This is a genomic window from Micromonospora sp. WMMD1128 (assembly GCF_027497235.1).
In the GTDB taxonomy this organism is placed as follows: domain Bacteria; phylum Actinomycetota; class Actinomycetes; order Mycobacteriales; family Micromonosporaceae; genus Micromonospora.
Window position 1 is genome coordinate 4,998,227 of record NZ_CP114902.1, and the last position, 18,500, is coordinate 5,016,726.

Consider the following 18,500-nt stretch of genomic DNA (forward strand, 5'->3'; position numbering starts at 1 on the left):
GAACGCCCCGCCGCGGGTCGGACACACGTGCGACAGGGTTTAATCGGGGGCGGGACGCCGGCCGGCGTCGCGACGGCGCAGGGCAGGGGGGCGATGAGCCAGGACGACCCGGAGCGGAGGGCGGCGCCGATTCCCGCGCTCACCGACCCCGCCCGGCTTCGGTCCCTCGACGAGACCCGCCTCGACGCGGAGCCCGATGAGGCGTTCGACCGATTTGCCCGGCTGGTCGGCGACCTGCTCGACGTCCCGGTCGCGCTGGTGTCCCTGGTCGACGCGGACCGCCAGTTCTTCCCCGGCGAGACCGGGTTGTCGCAGCCCTGGGCGGCTCGCCGGGAGACTCCGCTCAGTCACTCGTTCTGCCAGCACGTCGTCGACACCGAGGCCCCGATGGTGCTGCCCGACGCCCGCCTCTACCCCCGGGTCCGGCAGAACCTCGCCATCGAGGATCTGGGCGTGGTGGCGTACGCGGGAATGCCGCTCACCGACCTGGACGGGCGGGTGCTGGGCTCGCTCTGCGCGATCGACAGCAAGCCCCGGGCCTGGACGAAGGAGCAGCTGCGGACGCTCGCCGACCTGGCCGCCGCCTGCTCCTCGGAGCTGCGGCTGCGGATCGCGGTCCGCGGCGCCGAGCAGGCCCGCCGCCGCGCCGAGGAGGCGCACGACCGGCTCGCCATGCTGGCCGGGATGAGCGAGATGCTCGGCGGCACGCTCGACCTGGGCACCGCGGTCGACCGTCTCGCGCACGCCATGGTTCCGCTGCTCGCCGACTGGTGCCTGATCACGCTTGTCGATCCAGCGGGGCGGCCTCGCGGCGTCTCCGGCGCGCACCGCGACCCCGGGCGCGAGGCCGACCTGAACCTGTTCGCCCAGTTGTTGACCACCGGGCTCGGTCCGGAGTCGCTGATCCGGTCGGTGGTGCGCACCGGCCGGCCGGTGATGCGCGACACCGCCGGCCTCGACGACGTGGCGCGCGGCACCACCCATCCGGAGCTGGTGCCGCTCGCCGACCGGCTCGGCATCGGCTCCCACCTGACGGTGCCGATCACCGCCGTCGGCGACCGGGTGATCGGCACCGTCACGCTCGTCAACCGGCCGGGCCGGCGCGGCTTCGACCCGAGCGACCTCCGGACCGCGCAGGACATCGGGGTACGGGCCGGGCAGGCGGTCGGCAACAGCCGGCTCTACGGCGAGCAGCGGCACGTCGCGGAGGTGCTCCAGCACAGCATGCTGCCGGTGCTGCCGACAGTGCCGGGGATCGAGCTGGCCGCCCGGTACCTGCCGGCGGCGGACCGGGTCGAGGTCGGCGGCGACTGGTACGACGCCTTCGTCCAGCCCGACGGCGAGCTGGTCGCCGCGATCGGCGACGTCGCCGGCCACGACATCGAGGCCGCCGCCACCATGGGCCAGCTGCGCAACCTGGTCCGCGGCAACGCGTACGGGCGGGACGATCCGGTCGAGGATCTGGTGGCCAACCTCGACCGGGCCATCGGCGGGCTGCGGGTGCCCACGGTCGCCACCGCCGTGCTGGCCCGGGTTCGCCCGGCCGACGACGGGCTGCGGGTCCGCTGGTGCAACGCCGGGCACCCGCCGCCGCTGCTGATCCGGGCCGACGGCACGGTGTCGGCGGCGGAGGGTCGGGGCCCCCTGCTCGGCCTGGCCCGACCGCCCCGGCGTACCGGGCGGACGGTGACCCTCGCGCCGGGCGACACGCTGCTGCTGCACACCGACGGGCTGATCGAACGCCGGGACCAGCCGATCGACGAGGGGCAGGCGGAACTTGTCGAGCGGCTCGCCGCCGACGGACCGCAGGTCCCGCTGGCCGCTCTCTGCGACCGCCTCCTCGCCGCCGCGGACCGACGCGAGGACGACGTCGCCGTGCTCGCCCTGCGGGCCGGCTGACCGCCGAACAGCCGACCGCGCGGCGCCGTCGAGAGGCGCCCGGATGACGTACCGGCCTCCGGCACCGCCGGTCCGTCGGCGCGTCCGGCTACGCTGGGTCGGGTGAGCCCGCGTCTGACGTACCCTCGCTTCCTCCGCCCCCGGACGGCGCTGGCGGCGTCCGGCGCGGCGCTGCTGCTGGCCGTTGCCGGCTGCTCCCTCGGCGAGCCCGAGCCGGACCCGGCCGGCGAGCCGCCCAACCTGCCGACGCCGTCGGGCGCGGCCAGTTCCGGCGGGGCCAACCAGCAGGTCGTGGCGACGGTGCTGGCGAAAGGGCTGGCGGTGCCGTGGGCGATCGCGTTCCTGCCCGACGGCGCGGCGCTCGTCACCGAGCGCGACAGCGGGCGGATCCTCCAGGTCGGCCCGGAGTCCGGGCCGGACGGGCTCGCCGTGCGGCCGGTGCAGACGGTGCCCGGGGTGGCCGCCGGCGGTGAGGGCGGTCTGCTCGGCATCGCCGTGTCCCCCGGATACGCCCGGGACCGCACGGTGTTCGTCTACTACACGGCCGAGGACGACAACCGGATCGCCAAGCTGCAACTCGGCCAGGCGCCGACGCCGATCCTCACCGGCATCCCCAAGGCCGGCAACCACGACGGCGGCGGGTTGGGTTTCGGCCCGGACGGTTTCCTCTACGCGAGCACCGGGGACGCCGGGCGCACCGAGAACGCCCAGGACCCGAAGAGCCTCGGCGGCAAGATCCTGCGGATCACCCCGGCCGGGAAGCCGGCCCCGGGCAACCCGACCGCCGGTTCCCCGGTGTGGTCGTCGGGGCACCGCAACGTGCAGGGTTTCGCCTGGATGCCGGACAAGCGGATGTACGCCGTGGAGTTCGGCCAGAACACCTGGGACGAGATCAACCAGATCAACAAGGGCGGCAACTACGGCTGGCCGCAGGTCGAGGGACGCGGCGAGGACGCGCGCTACGTGAACCCGATCGTGCAGTGGCGCACCGGTGACGCCTCCTGCTCCGGCCTGGCCGCGGTGGAGCGGTTGCTTGTCACCGCCTGCCTGCGCGGTCAGCGGCTGTGGCTGGTCGAGCTGGCCGACAACGGGACCGTCCTCGGCCAGCCGCGTGAGCTGCTCACCGGCCGGTACGGTCGGCTGCGTGCCGCGACCGCGGCGCCGGACGGTTCGATCTGGGTCAGCACCTCGAACCGGGACGGCCGGGGCAAGCCGGCGGCCGATGACGACCGGCTCCTGCGCCTGGTCTTCGCCGACGGCGGCGCGGGCCGGAGCTGATCCACTTCCGGCAGGTTTGCCAAGATCACCCAACGGGCAGGCAGAATCTCAGCATGGACGGCCAGGAGAACGAAGAGCAGCGTGCCGGAGACCCGAAGTCCCCGGCCACCGGGCGTGCCCGCCGCTTCCCGGCGTGGCGGCCCGGCCCCCGCCTGCGCCGGGTGGGCGTGGTGCTGGCCGTGCTCGCGGTCACGCTCGGCGGCATCGTGGTCGGCACGTACGCCGGTGGCCACGTCGGCACCGACATCGGCCCGTTCCGGGCCGAACTGACGCTCAGCCCGTCCCTGAACGGCGGGACCACCGTCGACATCCCGCCGCTGGGCGCGCTGCTGCTGGACAGCCACACCGGGCCGGCGTACCTGACCGTCAAGGTGGGCTCACTGGACCAGGGGCGCACCGAGGCGCTGCTCGGCGATCCCGCGAGCATCAGCCGGGCCAGCCAGTCGGCGGTGGAGGACGTCCGCGCCGGGGTCATGCGGCTCGGCCTGAAGACGCTCGCCTCGACCGTGCTGGCCACCCTGCTCCTGGCCGGGCTGGTCTTCCGCGACGTCCGGCGCACCGCCTGGGCCGGCGGGCTGGCGCTCGCCGTCACCGCCGGCAGCCTCGGCCTCGCCGCCGCCACCGTGCGCCCGCAGGCGATCGAGGAGCCGCGGTACGAGGGGCTGCTCGTCAACGCGCCGGCGATCGTCGGTGACGCCCGCCGGATCGCCGACGACTACACCAAGTACGCCGAGCAGCTCCAACATCTGGTCGGCAACGTCAGCAAGCTCTACACCACCGTCTCCTCGCTGCCGGTGGTGCAGCCGTCCCCCGGCACCACGCGGGTGCTGCACGTCTCCGACATGCACCTCAACCCCACCGGCTGGCAGCTCATCCGCACCGTGGTCGAGCAGTTCGGCATCGACGTGGTGATCGACACCGGCGACATGACCGACTGGGGCAGTGAGCCCGAGGCGTCCTTCGTCGGCTCGGTCGGCCTGCTCAAGAAGCCGTACGTGTTCATCCGGGGCAACCACGACTCGCCACGCACCGCCGCGGCGGTGGCCCAGCAGCCGAACGCGATCGTGCTGGACAACTCCGTGACGACGGTCGGCGGTCTGACCATCGCCGGCATCGGGGACCCCCGGTTCACCCCGGACAAGGAGACCTCACCGGCCGGCAGCGGCCTCACCGCGGCGGTCGCCGACCAGGTCATCGGCGCCGGTGAGCAGCTCGCCGCCACGGTCGAGAAGTCACCCCGGAAGGTGGACATCGCGCTCGTGCACGACCCGGCGTCGGCCGGGCCGCTCTCCGGCATCACGCCGCTGGTGCTCTCCGGGCACAAGCACGCCCGGCAGGTGTCGAAGCTGCCGCAGGTGCCGGGGGAGCAACCGACGACGCTGATGGTGGAGGGCTCGACCGGCGGTGCCGGGCTGCGCGGGCTGGAGGGCGAGAAGCCCACCCCGCTGACCATGACGGTGCTCTACTTCGACGAGCAGAAGCTGCTCCAGGCGTACGACGAGATCACCGTGGGCGGCACCGGGCAGTCGCAGGTCAACCTGGAACGGCACGTGATCCGGGACCCGGCGAAGGGCGACGAGGTGCCGGTCACCCCGACGCCCACCCGAGGTGCGCCGGAGTCGCCGTCGTCGTCCCCGTCGACGACCGCGACGAGCCCGACCCCCACCACCACCGGCTGACCCCCACACACCATCACCCTGAGTAACATACGCGTTCGAGCGGAGGAGGGCTCGTCCGCGCCTTTGCTCTGCACCCATCCACGCAGCAGGCACCCAGCGTCACCAAATCGGCCCGACACCGTAAATGGCTAATCTTCTATAGAGCCAGCTCAGCGCGGTGATGCGGATTTGGCTGCAGAGCAAAGGCACCGAAGACCCTTCGTCCGCCCGAGGCAGTGTCCTTACTCTCAGTAATCACACGTCAAGGTTGCGCTGCGTAATCTGCGCCGCGCGGCCCCGGCGGACCACCCGGCGCCCGGCAGCCGCCCCCGCTGAGGCCGCTCGCGTACCAGGACTCCGGCGTCGACCCGGCCCAGCTCCCGAATCGGCCGGGTCGGTTTCACCCTTGATCGACTCCACTTCGGCGAGATGGCGGTATCTCGGCCCCGCAACCCCGCCACTTCGGCGAAATGGAGTCGATCAAGGGCGCGTTCTCGCTTTCCGGAACTGGCCGCACGGTGCTCTGCGCTCCGACGACCGCCCGCAGCCGGACCGCCCCAATGCCGGACCGGGCCGGATCAGCGCAGCGCCAAGGCCGCCAGGGCGGCGTTGACGATGCTGCCGGGCAGCAGGTCGTGCAGCTCGTACAGCTCGCGCACGCTGCCGGACTGACCGAACTCGTCCACCCCGAGCGGCACCGCCGGAGCGCCGACCGCCGAGCCGAGCCAGGCCATCGCGTGCGAGGCCGCGTCGTGCACGGTGACCACCGGCACCCGGTCGGCGAACGCCGACCGCAGCGCGCCGGGCACGCTCGGCACGGTCGCGGTCCGCACGCCCTGACGCAGGGTCCGCTGCCACGCCCGGTAGAGCCGGTCCAGGCTGGTCACGTCCACCACGTGCGCCGCGACGCCCTCCTCCGCCAGCTCCGCGGCGGCGGCCAGGACCTCGGGCAGCACCGCGCCGGACGCGGCGAGCTGCACCACCGGGGCGTCCGCCAGATCGGGGTACGCCTGGTGCGCGTCGACCAGCCGGTAAGCGCCGGCCACCACCTGCCGGCGCAGCACCGCGTCGCCGAGCCGGGCCCGGGCCGCCTCGAACGGCGCCTGGTCGACCGGCCGGGTGCTGAGCCGGAAGTAGTACGCCCCGTCCTCGGCCGGCGCGGCGGTGGCGGCCGGCGCGCCGCCGCCGGCGATCTGACCGAGCGCGTCGCAGAGCAGCCAGTCGAGGCTGCCGGCGTACGCGGGCTCCAGGAACGTCACCCCGGGCAGTTCCAGGCCGACGGAGGCGGTGATGGTGGACTGGTGCGCGCCGCCCTCCGGCGCGAGGGTGATGCCGGACGGGGTGCCGGCCACCACGAACCGGGAGCCCGAGTAGGTGCCGTAGAGGAACGCGTCCAGCCCGCGCAGCACGAACGGGTCGTAGACCGTGCCGACCGGCAGCAGCGGCTGGCCGGACAGGTCCCACGACAGGCCGAGCTGACCGAGCAGCAGGAACAGGTTCATCTCGGAGATGCCCAGCTCGATGTGCTGCCCGGCGGGGCTCTCCGTCCAGCGCAGCATCCGGTCGGAGGTCCACGACCGCTGCTCGGTGGGGGCGAACACGCCCGTCTTGTTGATGAACCCGGCCAGGTTGGTCGACGTCGCCACGTCCGGCGCGGTGGTCACCAGGTAGGGCGCGACCTGCGGGTCCCGGGCCAGGTCGACGAGCACCCGGCCGAAGACCTCCTGCGTGGAGACCGGCTTGTTGACGCGTACCCTCGTGGTTTCCGGAACGGTGACGCCCAACGCCCGCTCGCGCGGCGGGCGGGACAGCGCCTCCCGGCGCTCGCCGGCCCGGATGCCCGCCGCCGACGCGGGGTCGAAGCGGTCCCACTCGGTCTCCGGGGTCAGGCCGTGCGCGGCGCGCAGCGCGTCCACCTGTTCGGTGCTGAGCAGCGCCGAGTGGTTGCGCGGGTTCCCGGCGATCGGCAGGCCCCAGCCCTTCACCGTGTACGCGAAGACCACGCTGGGCCGGTCGGTGACCGCGTCGCACTGGGCGTAGGCGTCGAGCATCGCCTGCGCGTCGTGCCCGCCCAGGTCGGTGACGAGCGGGCCCAGCTCGTCGTCGCCGATGTCGGCGACGAACGCGGCCACCCCGGCCGGCGCGCCGTCCAGGAACTGCGTGCGCAGCTCCGGACCGGCCAGCCCGAACAGCGACTGGTACTGCTCGTTGGGCATCAGGTCGATCCAGTCGCGCAGCGCCGCGCCGCCCGGCCGGGTGTACGCCTCGGCGAGCCGGCGGCCGTACTTGACCTCCACGACGTGCCAGCCGGCCGCCTCGAACTGGCCGCGCCACTGGTTGATCCGCACCCCGGGCACGACCCGGTCCAGCGACTGCCGGTTGAAGTCGACGAGCCACATCACGTTGCCCAGCCCGGTGGTGGCCGGGTCGGCGACCGCCTCCCAGATGTTGCCCTCGTCCAGCTCGGCGTCGCCGATCAGCGCGACGAACCGGGAGTGCGGACGCGCGCCGAAGTGCGCGTCGACGTAGCGGCGGGTGACGGCGGCGAACAGCGGCGCGGCGGCGCCCAGGCCGACCGAGCCGGTGGAGAAGTCCACCTCGTCGGGGTCCTTGGTGCGTGACGGGTACGACTGGAGGCCGCCGCGGGCGCGCAGCTTCGGCAGGTAGGACCGGTCGAGGTTGCCGAGCAGATACTGGATGGCGTGGAACACCGGGGAGGCATGCGGCTTCACCGCGACCCGGTCCTCGGCGTCCAGGTGCTGGAACCAGAGCGCGGTCATCGCGGTGACCAGCGACGCGCTCGACGCCTGGTGGCCGCCGACCTTCACCCCGTCGCCGGTGTCCCGGTCGTGGTTGGCCGCGTCGACGATGCGGGTGGCGAGCCAGAGCACCCGGCGCTGGATCTCGTCGAGGACGTGCTCGTTCACGGTGACTCCATCCGGGCGTCGCCGTTGACGCCCTGTTGGGGTGGGGGTAAGGCGGGGCCCCCGCTTAACGCATTCTGCATAGGCGGGGGCCCCTTTTAACACTTGTCAGGCAGCGCCGAGGCGCTCCAGGATCAGCTCGCGGACGGTCTTCGCGTCGGCCTGGCCACGGGTGGTCTTCATGACCGCGCCGACGAGCGCGCCGGCCGCCGCGACCTTGCCGCTGCGGATCTTGTCGGCGATCTCGGGGTTGGCGGCGATCGCCTCGTCCACGGCGGCGGTGAGCGCGCCCGTGTCCGAGACCACCTCCAGGTTGCGGTTCGTCATGATCTCGGTCGGCGAACCCTCGCCGGCCACCACGCCCTCCAGCACGGCACGGGCCAGCTTGTCGTTGAGCTTGCCGGCGTCGACAAGCCCCTGAAGCTCCGCCACCTGCGCCGGGGTGGCGCCCACGTCGGCCAGCTCCACGCCCGTTTCGTTGGCGCGGCGGGACAGCTCGCCCAGCCACCACTTCCGGGCCGCCGCCGGGGTGGTCCCGGCAGCCACGGTCGCCTCGATCAGCTCGACCGCACCGGCGTTGACCACCGACTCCATGTCCAGGTCGGACAGGCCCCACTCCTGCTGGATCCGCTTGCGGCGCAGCCGCGGCAGCTCCGGCAGGGCGGCCTTCAGCTCGGCCACCCACGCGGTGTCCGGCGCCAGCGGCACCAGGTCCGGCTCCGGGAAGTAGCGGTAGTCGGTGGCGGTCTCCTTGGACCGGCCCGAGGTGGTGTCGCCGGTGTCCTCGTGGAAGTGCCGGGTCTCCTGGACGATCCGGCCACCCGCGTCCAGCACCGACGCCTGACGCAGCATCTCCGACCGGACCGCCCGCTCCACCGAGCGCAGCGAGTTGACGTTCTTGGTCTCGGTGCGCGTGCCCCACTCCTCGCCCGGCAGGTTCAGCGAGGTGTTGACGTCGCAGCGCAGCGAGCCCTCCTCCATCCGGACGTCCGAGACACCGAGCGAGCGGACCACGTCGCGCAGCTCCGCCACGTACGCCCGGGCGATCTCCGGGGCAAGCGCGCCGGTGCCGGGGATCGGCTTGGTGACGATCTCCACCAGGGGGATGCCGGCCCGGTTGTAGTCGACGAGCGACTCGGTGGCGCCGTGGATCCGGCCGGTCGCGCCGCCGACGTGCAGCGTCTTGCCGGTGTCCTCCTCCAGGTGCACCCGCTCGATGCCGATCCGCACCAGCTCGCCGTTGACCTCGACGTCCAGGTAACCGTCGAAGCACAGCGGCTCGTCGTACTGGCTGATCTGGAAGTTCTTCGGCATGTCCGGGTAGAAGTAGTTCTTCCGGGCGAACCGGCACCACTCGGCGATCGAACAGTTCAGCGCCAGCCCGATCCGGATGGTCGCCTCGATGGCCGCCTTGTTGGCCACCGGCAGCGAGCCGGGCAGGCCCAGGCAGACCGGGCAGACCCGGGTGTTCGGCTCGCCACCGAAGTCGGTCGGGCAGCCGCACCACATCTTGGTGTTCGTGCCCAGCTCGACGTGGGTCTCCAGGCCGATCACCGGTTCGTAGCGCGCGACGACCTCGTCGTACGCGGGCAGTGTCGTCGTCATCTGCTCCTGCCTCACAGTGCCGGTGGGGTGAACGTGCCGACCGTCGACTCCAGCGCGGCGGCGACCCGGTACATCCGGTCGTCGGCCATGGTCGGAGCCATGATCTGCAGGCCGACCGGGAGCCCGTCCGACAGCCCGCACGGCACCGAGATGGCCGGGCCGCCGTACAGGTTCGTCGGGATGGTGAACAGGTCGGCCAGGTACATCTGGTAGGGATCCGAGGTGCGCGCGCCGATCGGGAACGCCACGAACGGGGTGGTCGGCGAGATCAGCGCGTCCACCTGCTCGAACGCGGCGGTGAAGTCGCGGGTGATGAGCGTGCGCACCTTCTGCGCCTGACCGTAGTAGGCGTCGTAGTAGCCCGAGGAGAGGGCGTACGTGCCGATCATGATGCGGCGCTTCACCTCGGGCCCGAAGCCGGCCTCGCGAGTCAGCGACATGACCTCCTCCAGCGACCGGTTGCCGTCGTCGCCGACCCGCAGGCCGAACCGGACGCCGTCGAACCGGGCCAGGTTGGAGGAACACTCGCTCGGCGCGATCAGGTAGTAGGCCGGCAGCGCGTACGAGAAGTGCGGGCAGGACACCTCGACGATCTCGGCGCCCAGCTTGGCCAGGGCCTCCACGGACTCCCGGAACGCGGCCATCACGCCCGGCTCGGCGCCCTCGCCGGTGAACTCGGTGACCACGCCGAGCTTGACGCCGGTCAGGTCGCCGCCCGCGCCCAGCTTCGCCGCGCCCACCACGTCCGGCACCGGGGCCGGGATCGAGGTGGAGTCGCGCGGGTCGTGGCCGGCGATCACCTGGTGCAGCAGCGCGGCGTCGAGCACGGTACGCGCGCACGGGCCGGGCGTGTCGAGCGACGAGGAGAACGCGACGAGCCCGTACCGAGAAGTGCCGCCGTAGGTGGGCTTGGCGCCGACGGTGCCGGTGACCGCGCCGGGCTGGCGGATCGAGCCGCCGGTGTCCGAGCCGATCGACAGCGGCGCCTCGTACGCGGCGAGCGCCGCGGCGCTGCCACCGCCGGAGCCGCCCGGGATCCGGTCGAGGTCCCACGGGTTGTGGGTCGGCCCGTACGCCGAGTATTCGGTGGAGGAGCCCATGGCGAACTCGTCCATGTTGGTCTTGCCGAGCATCACCGTGCCGGCGGCGCGCAGCCGCTCGACGATCGTCGAGTCGTACGGCGGGCGCCAGCCCTCCAGGATCTTCGACCCGACCGTGGTCGGCACGCCCCTGGTGGTGAGCACGTCCTTGACGGCGACCGGCACGCCTGCGAGTGGGCCCAACTCCTCGCCCGCGGCCCGGCGCTCGTCCACGGCCCGCGCGGCGGCGAGCGCGCCCTCGGTGTCGACGTGCAGGAACGCGTGCACCCGGTCGTCGACGGCGCCGATCCGGTCGAGGTGGGCGCGGGTGACGTCGACCGCGGAGGTCTCCCCGTTCGCCACCAGGCCGGCGATCTCGACGGCGGTCATCTTCGTCAGGTCGGTCATGACGCCACATCCTCGTCCAGGATCCGCGGGACGCGGAACCGCTGCTCCTCGGCGTCGGGCGCACCCGACAGCGCCTCCTGCGGGGTCAGGCTCGGCGTCACCACGTCCTCGCGGAGCACGTTGGTCAGCGGCACCGAGTGGGACGTCGGCGGGATGTCCGCCGCGGCGACCTCGCCGACCTGCGCGACCGACTGGAGGATCACGTCGAGCTGGCCGGCGAAGGTGTCCAGCTCCTCCTCGGTGACGGCGAGCCGCGACAGTCGCGCGAGGTGCGCGACCTCCTCGCGGGAGATGGCGGCCATCGGGTGCCCCCTTCGTGGCTGTCTGAGAGACGTCTGCGGTGTGCCGGCCGCGCGTACGACGGTGAACGATAACGCGTGGTGACCGGAGCGAGTCTATTGTCCCGCCGTCACGTCGACGCCTTCGACTCCCCCTCCGCCTCCGGCCCGCCCTGGCCCTCGCCCTCCACCGGCGCCGGGTGGATCGGGCGGTACCGCGACAGCCAGGTGATCAGCTCCTCCGCCGGCATCGGCCGGGCGTGGAACCAACCCTGCGCCACGTCGCAGCCGGCGGCGTGCAGCAGCCGCCAGGTGCGCTCGTCCTCCACCCCCTCGGCGACCACCCGCAGCCCGAGCGCGCCGGCCAGCTCGATCATCGAGCGGACGATCGCCGCGTCGTCCGGGTCGTCGGCCATCCCCAACACGAACGACCGGTCCACCTTCACCTCGGACAGCGGGAGTCGACGCAGGTGCTGCAACGACGAGTAGCCGGTGCCGAAGTCGTCGAGCGCGATACCGACCCCGATCCGGTGCAACTGGGTGATGCTCGCGAGCACCCGCCGGGGGTCGGCCATCAGCGCGCCCTCGGTGATCTCCACCTGGAGCCGTTCCGGCGGCAACCCGTACCGGGCGAGCCGGTCGGCGATCTGGTCGGCGATCTCGCCGGTGTGCAGGTCCCGGACGCTGACGTTGAGCGCGGCGCGCAGTGGGAGCCCGGCCGCGAACCACTTGGCGAGCTGCTCCACCACGTCGTCCACCACTCGGCGGGTGAGCAGCCGCATGACCGCGCTCTGCTCGGCGACCTGGATCAACTCCCCCGGATCGACCATCCCCCGGCGCGGGTGCCGCCAGCGCAGCAGCGCCTCGACGCCGACCACCTCGCCGGTCGCGATGGCGATCTGCGGCTGGTAGTACATGGTGATCTCGCCCGGGTCCTCCATCTCGCGCACCTGCGCGCGATCCCCTGTCACACCGCCGACGCCGCCTGTCGCACCGGCGACGGGGAACGCTCGGGCGGCGGGCGCGGCGTGCGCGCCCGGCGCGCCCGCCGCGTCCACGGCCGGCGCGGCGTCCACGGCCGGCGCGGCGTCCACGGCCGGCGCGGCCACCAGGGCGGATGCGGCGTCGGGGACCGGCGCCGCCACCGGGGCCGGCTCGCTGCCGGGCCGTACCGGGCCGGTGGGAACGCCGGTACGCGCGGACCGGCGCCGGATCGGGTCGGCGCCGGTGAGGATCCGATCGATCAGTTCGTCGTCGGTCCGCGCCTCGACCCGGGCCCGCCGCCACCGCAACCGCCACCGGGCCGGAGCGTCGGCGGGTCGCACCCCGTCCCGACCGTGATCGCGAACCGGCGGGCCCTCGCGAACCGGCCGCCCGTCGTGGACCGCCCGCCCGTCATGGACCGCCCGCCCGTCGTGGACCGCCCGCCCGTCGTGGACCGCCCGCCCGTCGTGGGCCGGCCGGGCGGTGGGCAGGTCCGGCGTCAGCGCGGCGCCGTCACCTCCGCGGACGCCCACCGGCTCGCCGGGCGACGGGGACTCCAGCACCCGGCGCAGGTCGGCCAGGAGGCTCAGTCGTTCGGCCGAGTTGTGGTCGGACTCCGGGGCGTACACCGCGACGGTGTCGTTGCGCTGCTTGGCGTCGTACATGGCGACGTCGGCGTGCCGCATCAGGGTGGCGAAGTCCTCGCCGTGCTCGGGGAAGAGCGCGACGCCTATCGACCCGCCCACGTCGAGCGGCAGCCCGTCCAGCGGCACCGGCTCGGCGAGCGCGGCAACCACCAGGTCGGCCCGCTCCCGCGCCGCCCCGACGCCGGCCAACCGGGGTACGACGATGGCGAACTCGTCGCCGCCGAGCCGCGCCACCAGCTCGCCGTCGTCGACGACGTCGATCAGCCGGGCGCTCACCTCGACCAGCAGCCGGTCACCGACCGCGTGCCCGAGCGCGTCGTTGACGTTCTTGAACCGGTCGAGGTCGAGCAGCAGCAGGGCCAGGTGGGCGTCCGGCTCACCCCGGGCGGCCCGCTCGGCGTGCAGGTGCACCTGCTCGGCCACCTCGGTCAGCAGCGCCTTGCGATTCGGCAGCCCGGTCAGCGGGTCGAGGTCGGCGAGCTGTTCCCGTTCGTCGGAGAGCCGGGCCATCCGGTAGACCGCGAAGAGCGGCACCAACACCAGCGGGATCAGCGCCGCGCTGGTCGCGGCGGCGGCCACCAGCACCGGCGCGAGCAGCAGCAGCGAACCGGTGGAGAGCAGCTCGTAGGCCAGTCCGAGCCGGACCGCGGGCCACCACCGGTGCCCGAACCGCAGCCGGATGGCGGTGTTGACCAGGCCGTAGTTGACCAGGAACCAGGCCACCGTGGCGCCGCCCACCGCCGCCACGTCGGTCCAGTGCAGCCGACCGCCGCCGAACAGCTCGCCCGGGCCGAACCGGGTGACCGCGTACGCGGCGGCGAGCGCGCACGCGTACTGGGCGGCGTTGAAGGCGGTGCGCCAGGCGGCGTAGCCGAGCCGCCAACCGGAGACGGCCACGGCCACGGCCTGCACCGCCACCGCCGGGCCGAGCCCCCAGCCGAGCAGGATGGCGAAGGTGAAGCAGGTGGAGGGGAACACCGCCGAGGTCTGCCGCCGGCCGGGCGGGACGAACGGACGGGCGTCGCAGGCCACGGCGAGCGCCGCCATGGTCCAGAACGCGACCGGCAGCTCGGTCAGCCGACCCGGAAGCCCGGCCAGCGGCCCGATCGAGACGAGCAGGGCGAACAGGCCGACCGCGCCGACGAAGCCGAAGAACGGCCCGCTCCGCCCCGGCGGGACGGAGTTGCGCGGGTCGCCGGTCGCCATCGCACCTCCCGGGAACGGTCCCGGCGCGCGTCGTCACGCGCCGTACGCCAATGAAACGCCCTCCGACCGGCTTTGCCCGGCGCGACAGTCACGAATAGGTGGCAGTCGTAATTAAGTTGGTATCCGGCTGCGGGCGCTGGTCACCCCTCCACGCGGGCCACCGCCCGGGCCGCCTCCGGGCCGGACTCCAGCAGCACCCGGAACCCGTCCTCGTCGAGGATCGGCAGCTTCAGCGTGGCCGCCTTGTCGGCCTTCGAGCCCGGGTTGTCGCCGACCACCACGAAGCCGGTCTTCTTGGAGACCGACCCGGTCACCTTCCCGCCCCGGCTCTGGATCTCCTCCGCGGCCTGGTCGCGGCTGAACCCGGCAAGCGTGCCGGTGACCACCACGGTGACCCCGTCGAGCGGTCGCGGCCCCTCCTCGCCCGCCTCCTCGGCCATCCGTACGCCCGCCTCGGCCCACTTGCGCACCACGTCGCGGTGCCAGTCGACGGCGAACCACTCCTTGATGCTCGCGGCGATCGTCGGGCCGACGCCGTCCACCGAGGACAACTCCTCCTCCGCGGCCTCCTCGATCGCGGTGACCGAACGGAAGTGCCGGGCCAACGCCTGGGCCGCGGTCGGTCCGACGTGCCGGATGGAGAGCGCCACCAGCACCCGCCACAGCTCGCGTTCCCTGGCCACGGCGAGGTTGTCGAGCAGCTTGGTGGCGTTGCTGCCGAGCGTGCCGTCCTTGTTGACGAAGAACGGCGACTGGCTCAACCGCTCGGCGTCGAGACCGAACAGGTCGCCCTCGTCGGCGATGATCCCGGCGTCGAGCAGCGCGGCGGCGCCCTTGTAGCCGAGCACCTCGATGTCGAAGGCGCCGCGGCCGGCCAGGTGGAAGACCCGTTCCCGCAGCTGCGCCGGGCAACTGCGGGAGTTGGGGCAGCGGATGTCGACGTCGCTCTCCTTGGCCGGCGCGAGCGGCGTGCCGCAGGCCGGGCAGGTGGTCGGCATCACGAACGGTCGGGCGTCGGCCGGACGCAGCTCGACCACCGGGCCGAGAACCTCGGGGATGACGTCGCCGGCCTTGCGCAGCACCACCGTGTCACCGATGAGCACACCCTTGCGCTCGACCTCGCGGGCGTTGTGCAGGGTGGCCAGCGCGACCGTGGAACCGGCCACCCGGACCGGCTCCAGGACGGCGAACGGGGTGACCCGGCCGGTGCGCCCCACATTGACGTCGATGTCGAGCAGCTTGGTGTTGACCTCTTCGGGCGGGTACTTGAAGGCGATCGCCCAGCGTGGCGCGCGGCTGGTCGAGCCGAGGCGGCCCTGGATGGAGACCGGATCGACCTTGACCACCACGCCGTCGATCTCGTGCTCGACGTCGTGCCGGTGCTCGGCGTAGTAGGCGATGTATTCGGCCACGCCGGCCAGGTCGTCCACCACCTTCCAGCGGTCGCTTGTCGGCAGCCCCCACGCGCGGAGCGCGGCGTACGCCTCGGACTGCGCGGCCGGGCGATAGCCCTCGCGGGCCCCGATGCCGTGCACGACCAGACGCAGCGGCCGGGAGGCGGTGACCCGAGGGTCCTTCTGACGGAGGCTGCCGGCGGCGGCGTTGCGCGGATTCGCGAACGGCGCCTTGCCCTGCTCGACCAGGCTCGCGTTGAGGTCGGCGAACGCGGCCACCGGGAAGTAGATCTCGCCGCGCACCTCGAGCATCTCCGGCACCTCGGGGACGTCGTCGGCCGGGGTCAGCCGCGCCGGCACCCCCTCGATGCTGCGCACGTTCGCCGTGACGTCCTCGCCGGTGCGCCCGTCGCCACGGGTGGCCGCCCGCACCAGCCGGCCCTTCTCGTAGGTGAGGTTGATGGCCAGCCCGTCGACCTTCAGCTCACAGAGATAGGGCACCGGGCCGCCGGCGTCCCGCTCGACCCGCTCGGCCCAGGCGGCCAGCTCCTCGTCGGCGAACGCGTTGTCGAGCGAGAGCATCCGTTGGGCGTGGGTGACCGGGGTGAAGTCGGTGGAGAACGTGCCGCCGACCCGCTGCGTGGGCGAGTCGGGGGTACGCAACGCCGGGTATTCCGCCTCCAGCGCCTCCAGCTCGCGCAACTGCCGGTCGAACTCCGCGTCGGTGATCGTCGGCGCGTCCAGGACGTAGTAGCGGTATTGGTGCTCGGTCAGCTCCTGACTGAGCGTGGCGTGTCGCTCCCGGGCCTCCGGGGTCGGCTCGGCCCCGGCCGCCGCCTGTTGGGCGGCGTCGACCGTCAGGGGAACCGCTTCTTCGGACACGCTGCCGTCTTCGGACACCGCTGTCGACCTCCCGTGCTCGCGCTACCCGAGAACCGTAGCGGTCGGGGGTGACAACCGTCCGGCCACCGGCTCTGATCAGGCGACCGGCGTCTCGACGGCGTGCGACGCGCCGGCCGAGCCGGCGGGCGCCGGACGTGCGACGATCGCGGCGGCGGCGCTGGGCCGAAGCGGACGAGAGGCGGGGTACGGATGCGCGACGGGCTGATCTGGGCGCTTGTCATCGTGGCCTGCGTGGCCGCGGGCTGGCTGTGGAGCGAGTGGCGTCGTCGGTCCGCCGACCGGCCCGCCCGGACGGGTCGGCGCGGGCGGCCCGGTGACCGGCGACCGGGCGCCGGTGGCGGCAGCCGGCCCGGGAGGACGCCCCGCGGTGGCCGTGCCGGCGGCGGGAGCGGCAGTGGCCGGACCGGCGCGCCACCGCGACCACGCGACGCCGGGCGGCCGGGCCGGGACGTCCCGCGTCCCGGGGAGATCTGGTGGGCCGACGTGCCCTACGCCGACGGCACCGGCTCGAAGGTGCGCCCCTGCCTGGTGCTGCGGGTCGACGGTCGGGACGCCGAGGTCCTGAAGATCACCAGTCAGGACAAGTCGGACCGGGACGACCACGTGTCCATTCCGACCCGGGGCTGGGACGCCGACGCCGAGCACGACAGCTGGTTGGACGTCAGCGAGCCGATCCCGGTGCCGTTGACCGCCTTCGCCGACCGGGCCGGTGACTGCGACGCCGACGTGTGGCGTGGCGTCCGCCGGCTTCCCCATCTCACCGCGTGACGGCATCCCACCGCGTGCCGGGGACGCCGCTCAGTCGAGCGCGGCGGCGAGCGCGGTGAGCTGGTCGGCGTACTCGATCCGGCCCGCCCAGCCGGCCGGCCAGGCCGCCATGCCGTGCGCCGCCCCGACGAACGCGCCGGCCAGCGCCGCGACGGAGTCCGAGTCGCCGGCGGTGGTGGCGCCCCGGGCCAGCGCGCCGACCGGGTCGTCCGGATGCCACAGCACGCAGAGCAACGCGGTGACGAGCGCTTCCTCCGCGACCCAACCCTCGCCGGTGAGCCGGCACGGGTCGCCACCGTCGTCGGGGCAGGCCAGCGCCGCCTCCAGCCGGCCGAGCACCCGCAGGCAGTCGTCCCAGCCCCGGGCGATGAACTCGGCTGCCGTGGTGCCGCCGGGACGCTGCCACAGGTCATCGAGCCAGTCGCCCCGATAGACCGTGCGCTGCGCGCGGGCCCGCGCGGTGAGCAGGCCGGGCAGCTCCGGCAGCGCCGCGCCGTCGCGCAGCAGCCGGATCGCGTACGCGGTCAGCTCGCTGGCCGCCAGCCCGGTCGGGTGCCCGTGGGTGAGGCCGGCCTGGAGCTGGGCCAGCCCGGCCAGCGTGTCCAGGTCGACGTCGAGCAGCCCGACCGGGGTGACCCGCATGTTCGCGCCGCAGCCCTTCGACCCGGCGACCGTGGCCTCCTGCCAGCGGACCCCCCGACTCAGCTCGGCGCAGGCGCGCAGGCAGGTCATGCCCGGCGCGCGATTGTTCTCCGGGCTGGCCGCCCAGTCGACGAAGCGCTGCCGCAGCAGCGGCTCCACCGCCTCCGGCGTGTACGCGGGCGCGTCGTGCAGCGCCCACGCCACTGCCAGCGCCATCTGGGTGTCGTCGGTAACGAGCGCCGGATCACCCACCAGCTCGCGGGGGCCGGCCGGGCCGTAGCGCCGGACGATCTCGCTGACGGTGAGGAACTCGGTCGGCTTGCCCAGAGCGTCACCGTAGGCGAGGCCGAAGAGCGAGCCGGCGGCACGGCGTTCGGTGGATGAGGTCACGGCGGTGATCATGCACCGGCCGGGCGAACCTCGCGCGTTCAGTCCCAGCAGAGGCAGAACGGGTGACCGGCCGGATCGGCGTAGACCCGGAAGCCCTCCTCCCCACCGGGCAGCCGCCGCGCGCCGAGGGCCAGCGCCGCCTTTTCGGCTGCCTCGATGTCGTCCACCGTCACGTCCAGATGGAACTGCTGCGGTCGCTCCGGGTCGGGCCACTCCGGGGCACGCAAACCGGGTGCCTTCTGGAAGGCCAGCCGCGGCTGGTGCCCCGGCGGGCCGCCGAGCACCACCCATTCGTCGCCCTCGGAGCTCTCCTCGATCAGCGGCAGGCCGAGCAGCTCCGCGTAGAAACCCGCCAACGCGCGCGGGTCGGGACAGTCGATCACGGTGGAACGCAGTCGTCCGATCATGCCCGTCATCCTGCCCCCGGGGTACGACAG

12 protein-coding genes are annotated in these 18,500 nt (G+C 73.5%); 4 read left to right on the forward strand and 8 right to left on the reverse strand.

From position 1 onward, the window contains the following. Positions 1-93: 93 nt before the first annotated feature. The 3 genes from O7602_RS22235 (at position 94) to O7602_RS22245 (ending at position 4,856) form a co-directional block, all read left to right on the forward strand. The gene (locus O7602_RS22235) at positions 94-1,899 is read left to right on the forward strand and encodes a SpoIIE family protein phosphatase (protein ID WP_281584551.1); all 1,806 of its coding nucleotides are present in this window, start codon (positions 94-96) and stop codon (positions 1,897-1,899) included. Between the two features lie 102 nt (positions 1,900-2,001). Then, positions 2,002-3,177, forward strand: coding sequence for a PQQ-dependent sugar dehydrogenase (locus O7602_RS22240; protein ID WP_281584552.1), 1,176 nt, complete (start codon positions 2,002-2,004; stop codon positions 3,175-3,177). Between the two features lie 53 nt (positions 3,178-3,230). Continuing rightward, the gene (locus O7602_RS22245) at positions 3,231-4,856 is read left to right on the forward strand and encodes a metallophosphoesterase (RefSeq protein WP_281584553.1); all 1,626 of its coding nucleotides are present in this window, start codon (positions 3,231-3,233) and stop codon (positions 4,854-4,856) included. A 557-nt stretch (positions 4,857-5,413) separates the two neighbouring features. On the opposite strand, the gene O7602_RS22250 is transcribed toward O7602_RS22245, so the two are convergent. The 6 genes from O7602_RS22250 to ligA form a co-directional block, all read right to left on the reverse strand. After that, positions 5,414-7,762 carry a pyruvate dehydrogenase gene (locus O7602_RS22250; protein ID WP_281584554.1) on the reverse strand — a complete coding sequence of 783 codons (2,349 nt, stop codon included), beginning with the start codon at positions 7,760-7,762 and terminating at the stop codon, positions 5,414-5,416. A 105-nt stretch (positions 7,763-7,867) separates the two neighbouring features. After that, complete coding sequence (gatB, locus tag O7602_RS22255) at positions 7,868-9,364, reverse strand: Asp-tRNA(Asn)/Glu-tRNA(Gln) amidotransferase subunit GatB (protein ID WP_281584555.1); 1,497 nt, start codon at positions 9,362-9,364, stop codon at positions 7,868-7,870. 11 nt (positions 9,365-9,375) lie between these two features. Next, positions 9,376-10,851, reverse strand: a complete 1,476-nt coding sequence (gene gatA, locus O7602_RS22260; protein ID WP_281584556.1) for an Asp-tRNA(Asn)/Glu-tRNA(Gln) amidotransferase subunit GatA — start codon at positions 10,849-10,851, stop codon at positions 9,376-9,378. Continuing rightward, positions 10,848-11,153 (reverse strand): Asp-tRNA(Asn)/Glu-tRNA(Gln) amidotransferase subunit GatC, encoded by a 306-nt coding sequence (gene gatC / locus O7602_RS22265; RefSeq protein WP_091063838.1) that lies wholly within the window; start codon positions 11,151-11,153, stop codon positions 10,848-10,850. Before gatC ends, gatA begins: the two co-directional genes overlap by 4 nt. A 107-nt stretch (positions 11,154-11,260) precedes the next feature. Beyond that, complete coding sequence (locus O7602_RS22270) at positions 11,261-13,966, reverse strand: EAL domain-containing protein (RefSeq protein ID WP_281584557.1); 2,706 nt, start codon at positions 13,964-13,966, stop codon at positions 11,261-11,263. Between the two features lie 140 nt (positions 13,967-14,106). Continuing rightward, positions 14,107-16,242 (reverse strand): NAD-dependent DNA ligase LigA, encoded by a 2,136-nt coding sequence (ligA, locus tag O7602_RS22275; protein ID WP_281584558.1) that lies wholly within the window; start codon positions 16,240-16,242, stop codon positions 14,107-14,109. A gap of 210 nt (positions 16,243-16,452) precedes the next feature. Here ligA and O7602_RS22280 point away from each other — a divergent pair, with 210 nt between their 5' ends. Further along, the gene (locus tag O7602_RS22280; protein ID WP_281584559.1) at positions 16,453-17,031 is read left to right on the forward strand and encodes a type II toxin-antitoxin system PemK/MazF family toxin; all 579 of its coding nucleotides are present in this window, start codon (positions 16,453-16,455) and stop codon (positions 17,029-17,031) included. 30 nt (positions 17,032-17,061) lie between these two features. Here O7602_RS22280 and O7602_RS22285 read toward each other — a convergent pair whose 3' ends face one another. Then, positions 17,062-18,072, reverse strand: a complete 1,011-nt coding sequence (locus O7602_RS22285; protein ID WP_281590468.1) for an ADP-ribosylglycohydrolase family protein — start codon at positions 18,070-18,072, stop codon at positions 17,062-17,064. A gap of 29 nt (positions 18,073-18,101) precedes the next feature. After that, positions 18,102-18,470 (reverse strand): VOC family protein, encoded by a 369-nt coding sequence (locus O7602_RS22290; protein ID WP_281584560.1) that lies wholly within the window; start codon positions 18,468-18,470, stop codon positions 18,102-18,104. Positions 18,471-18,500 lie beyond the last annotated feature (30 nt).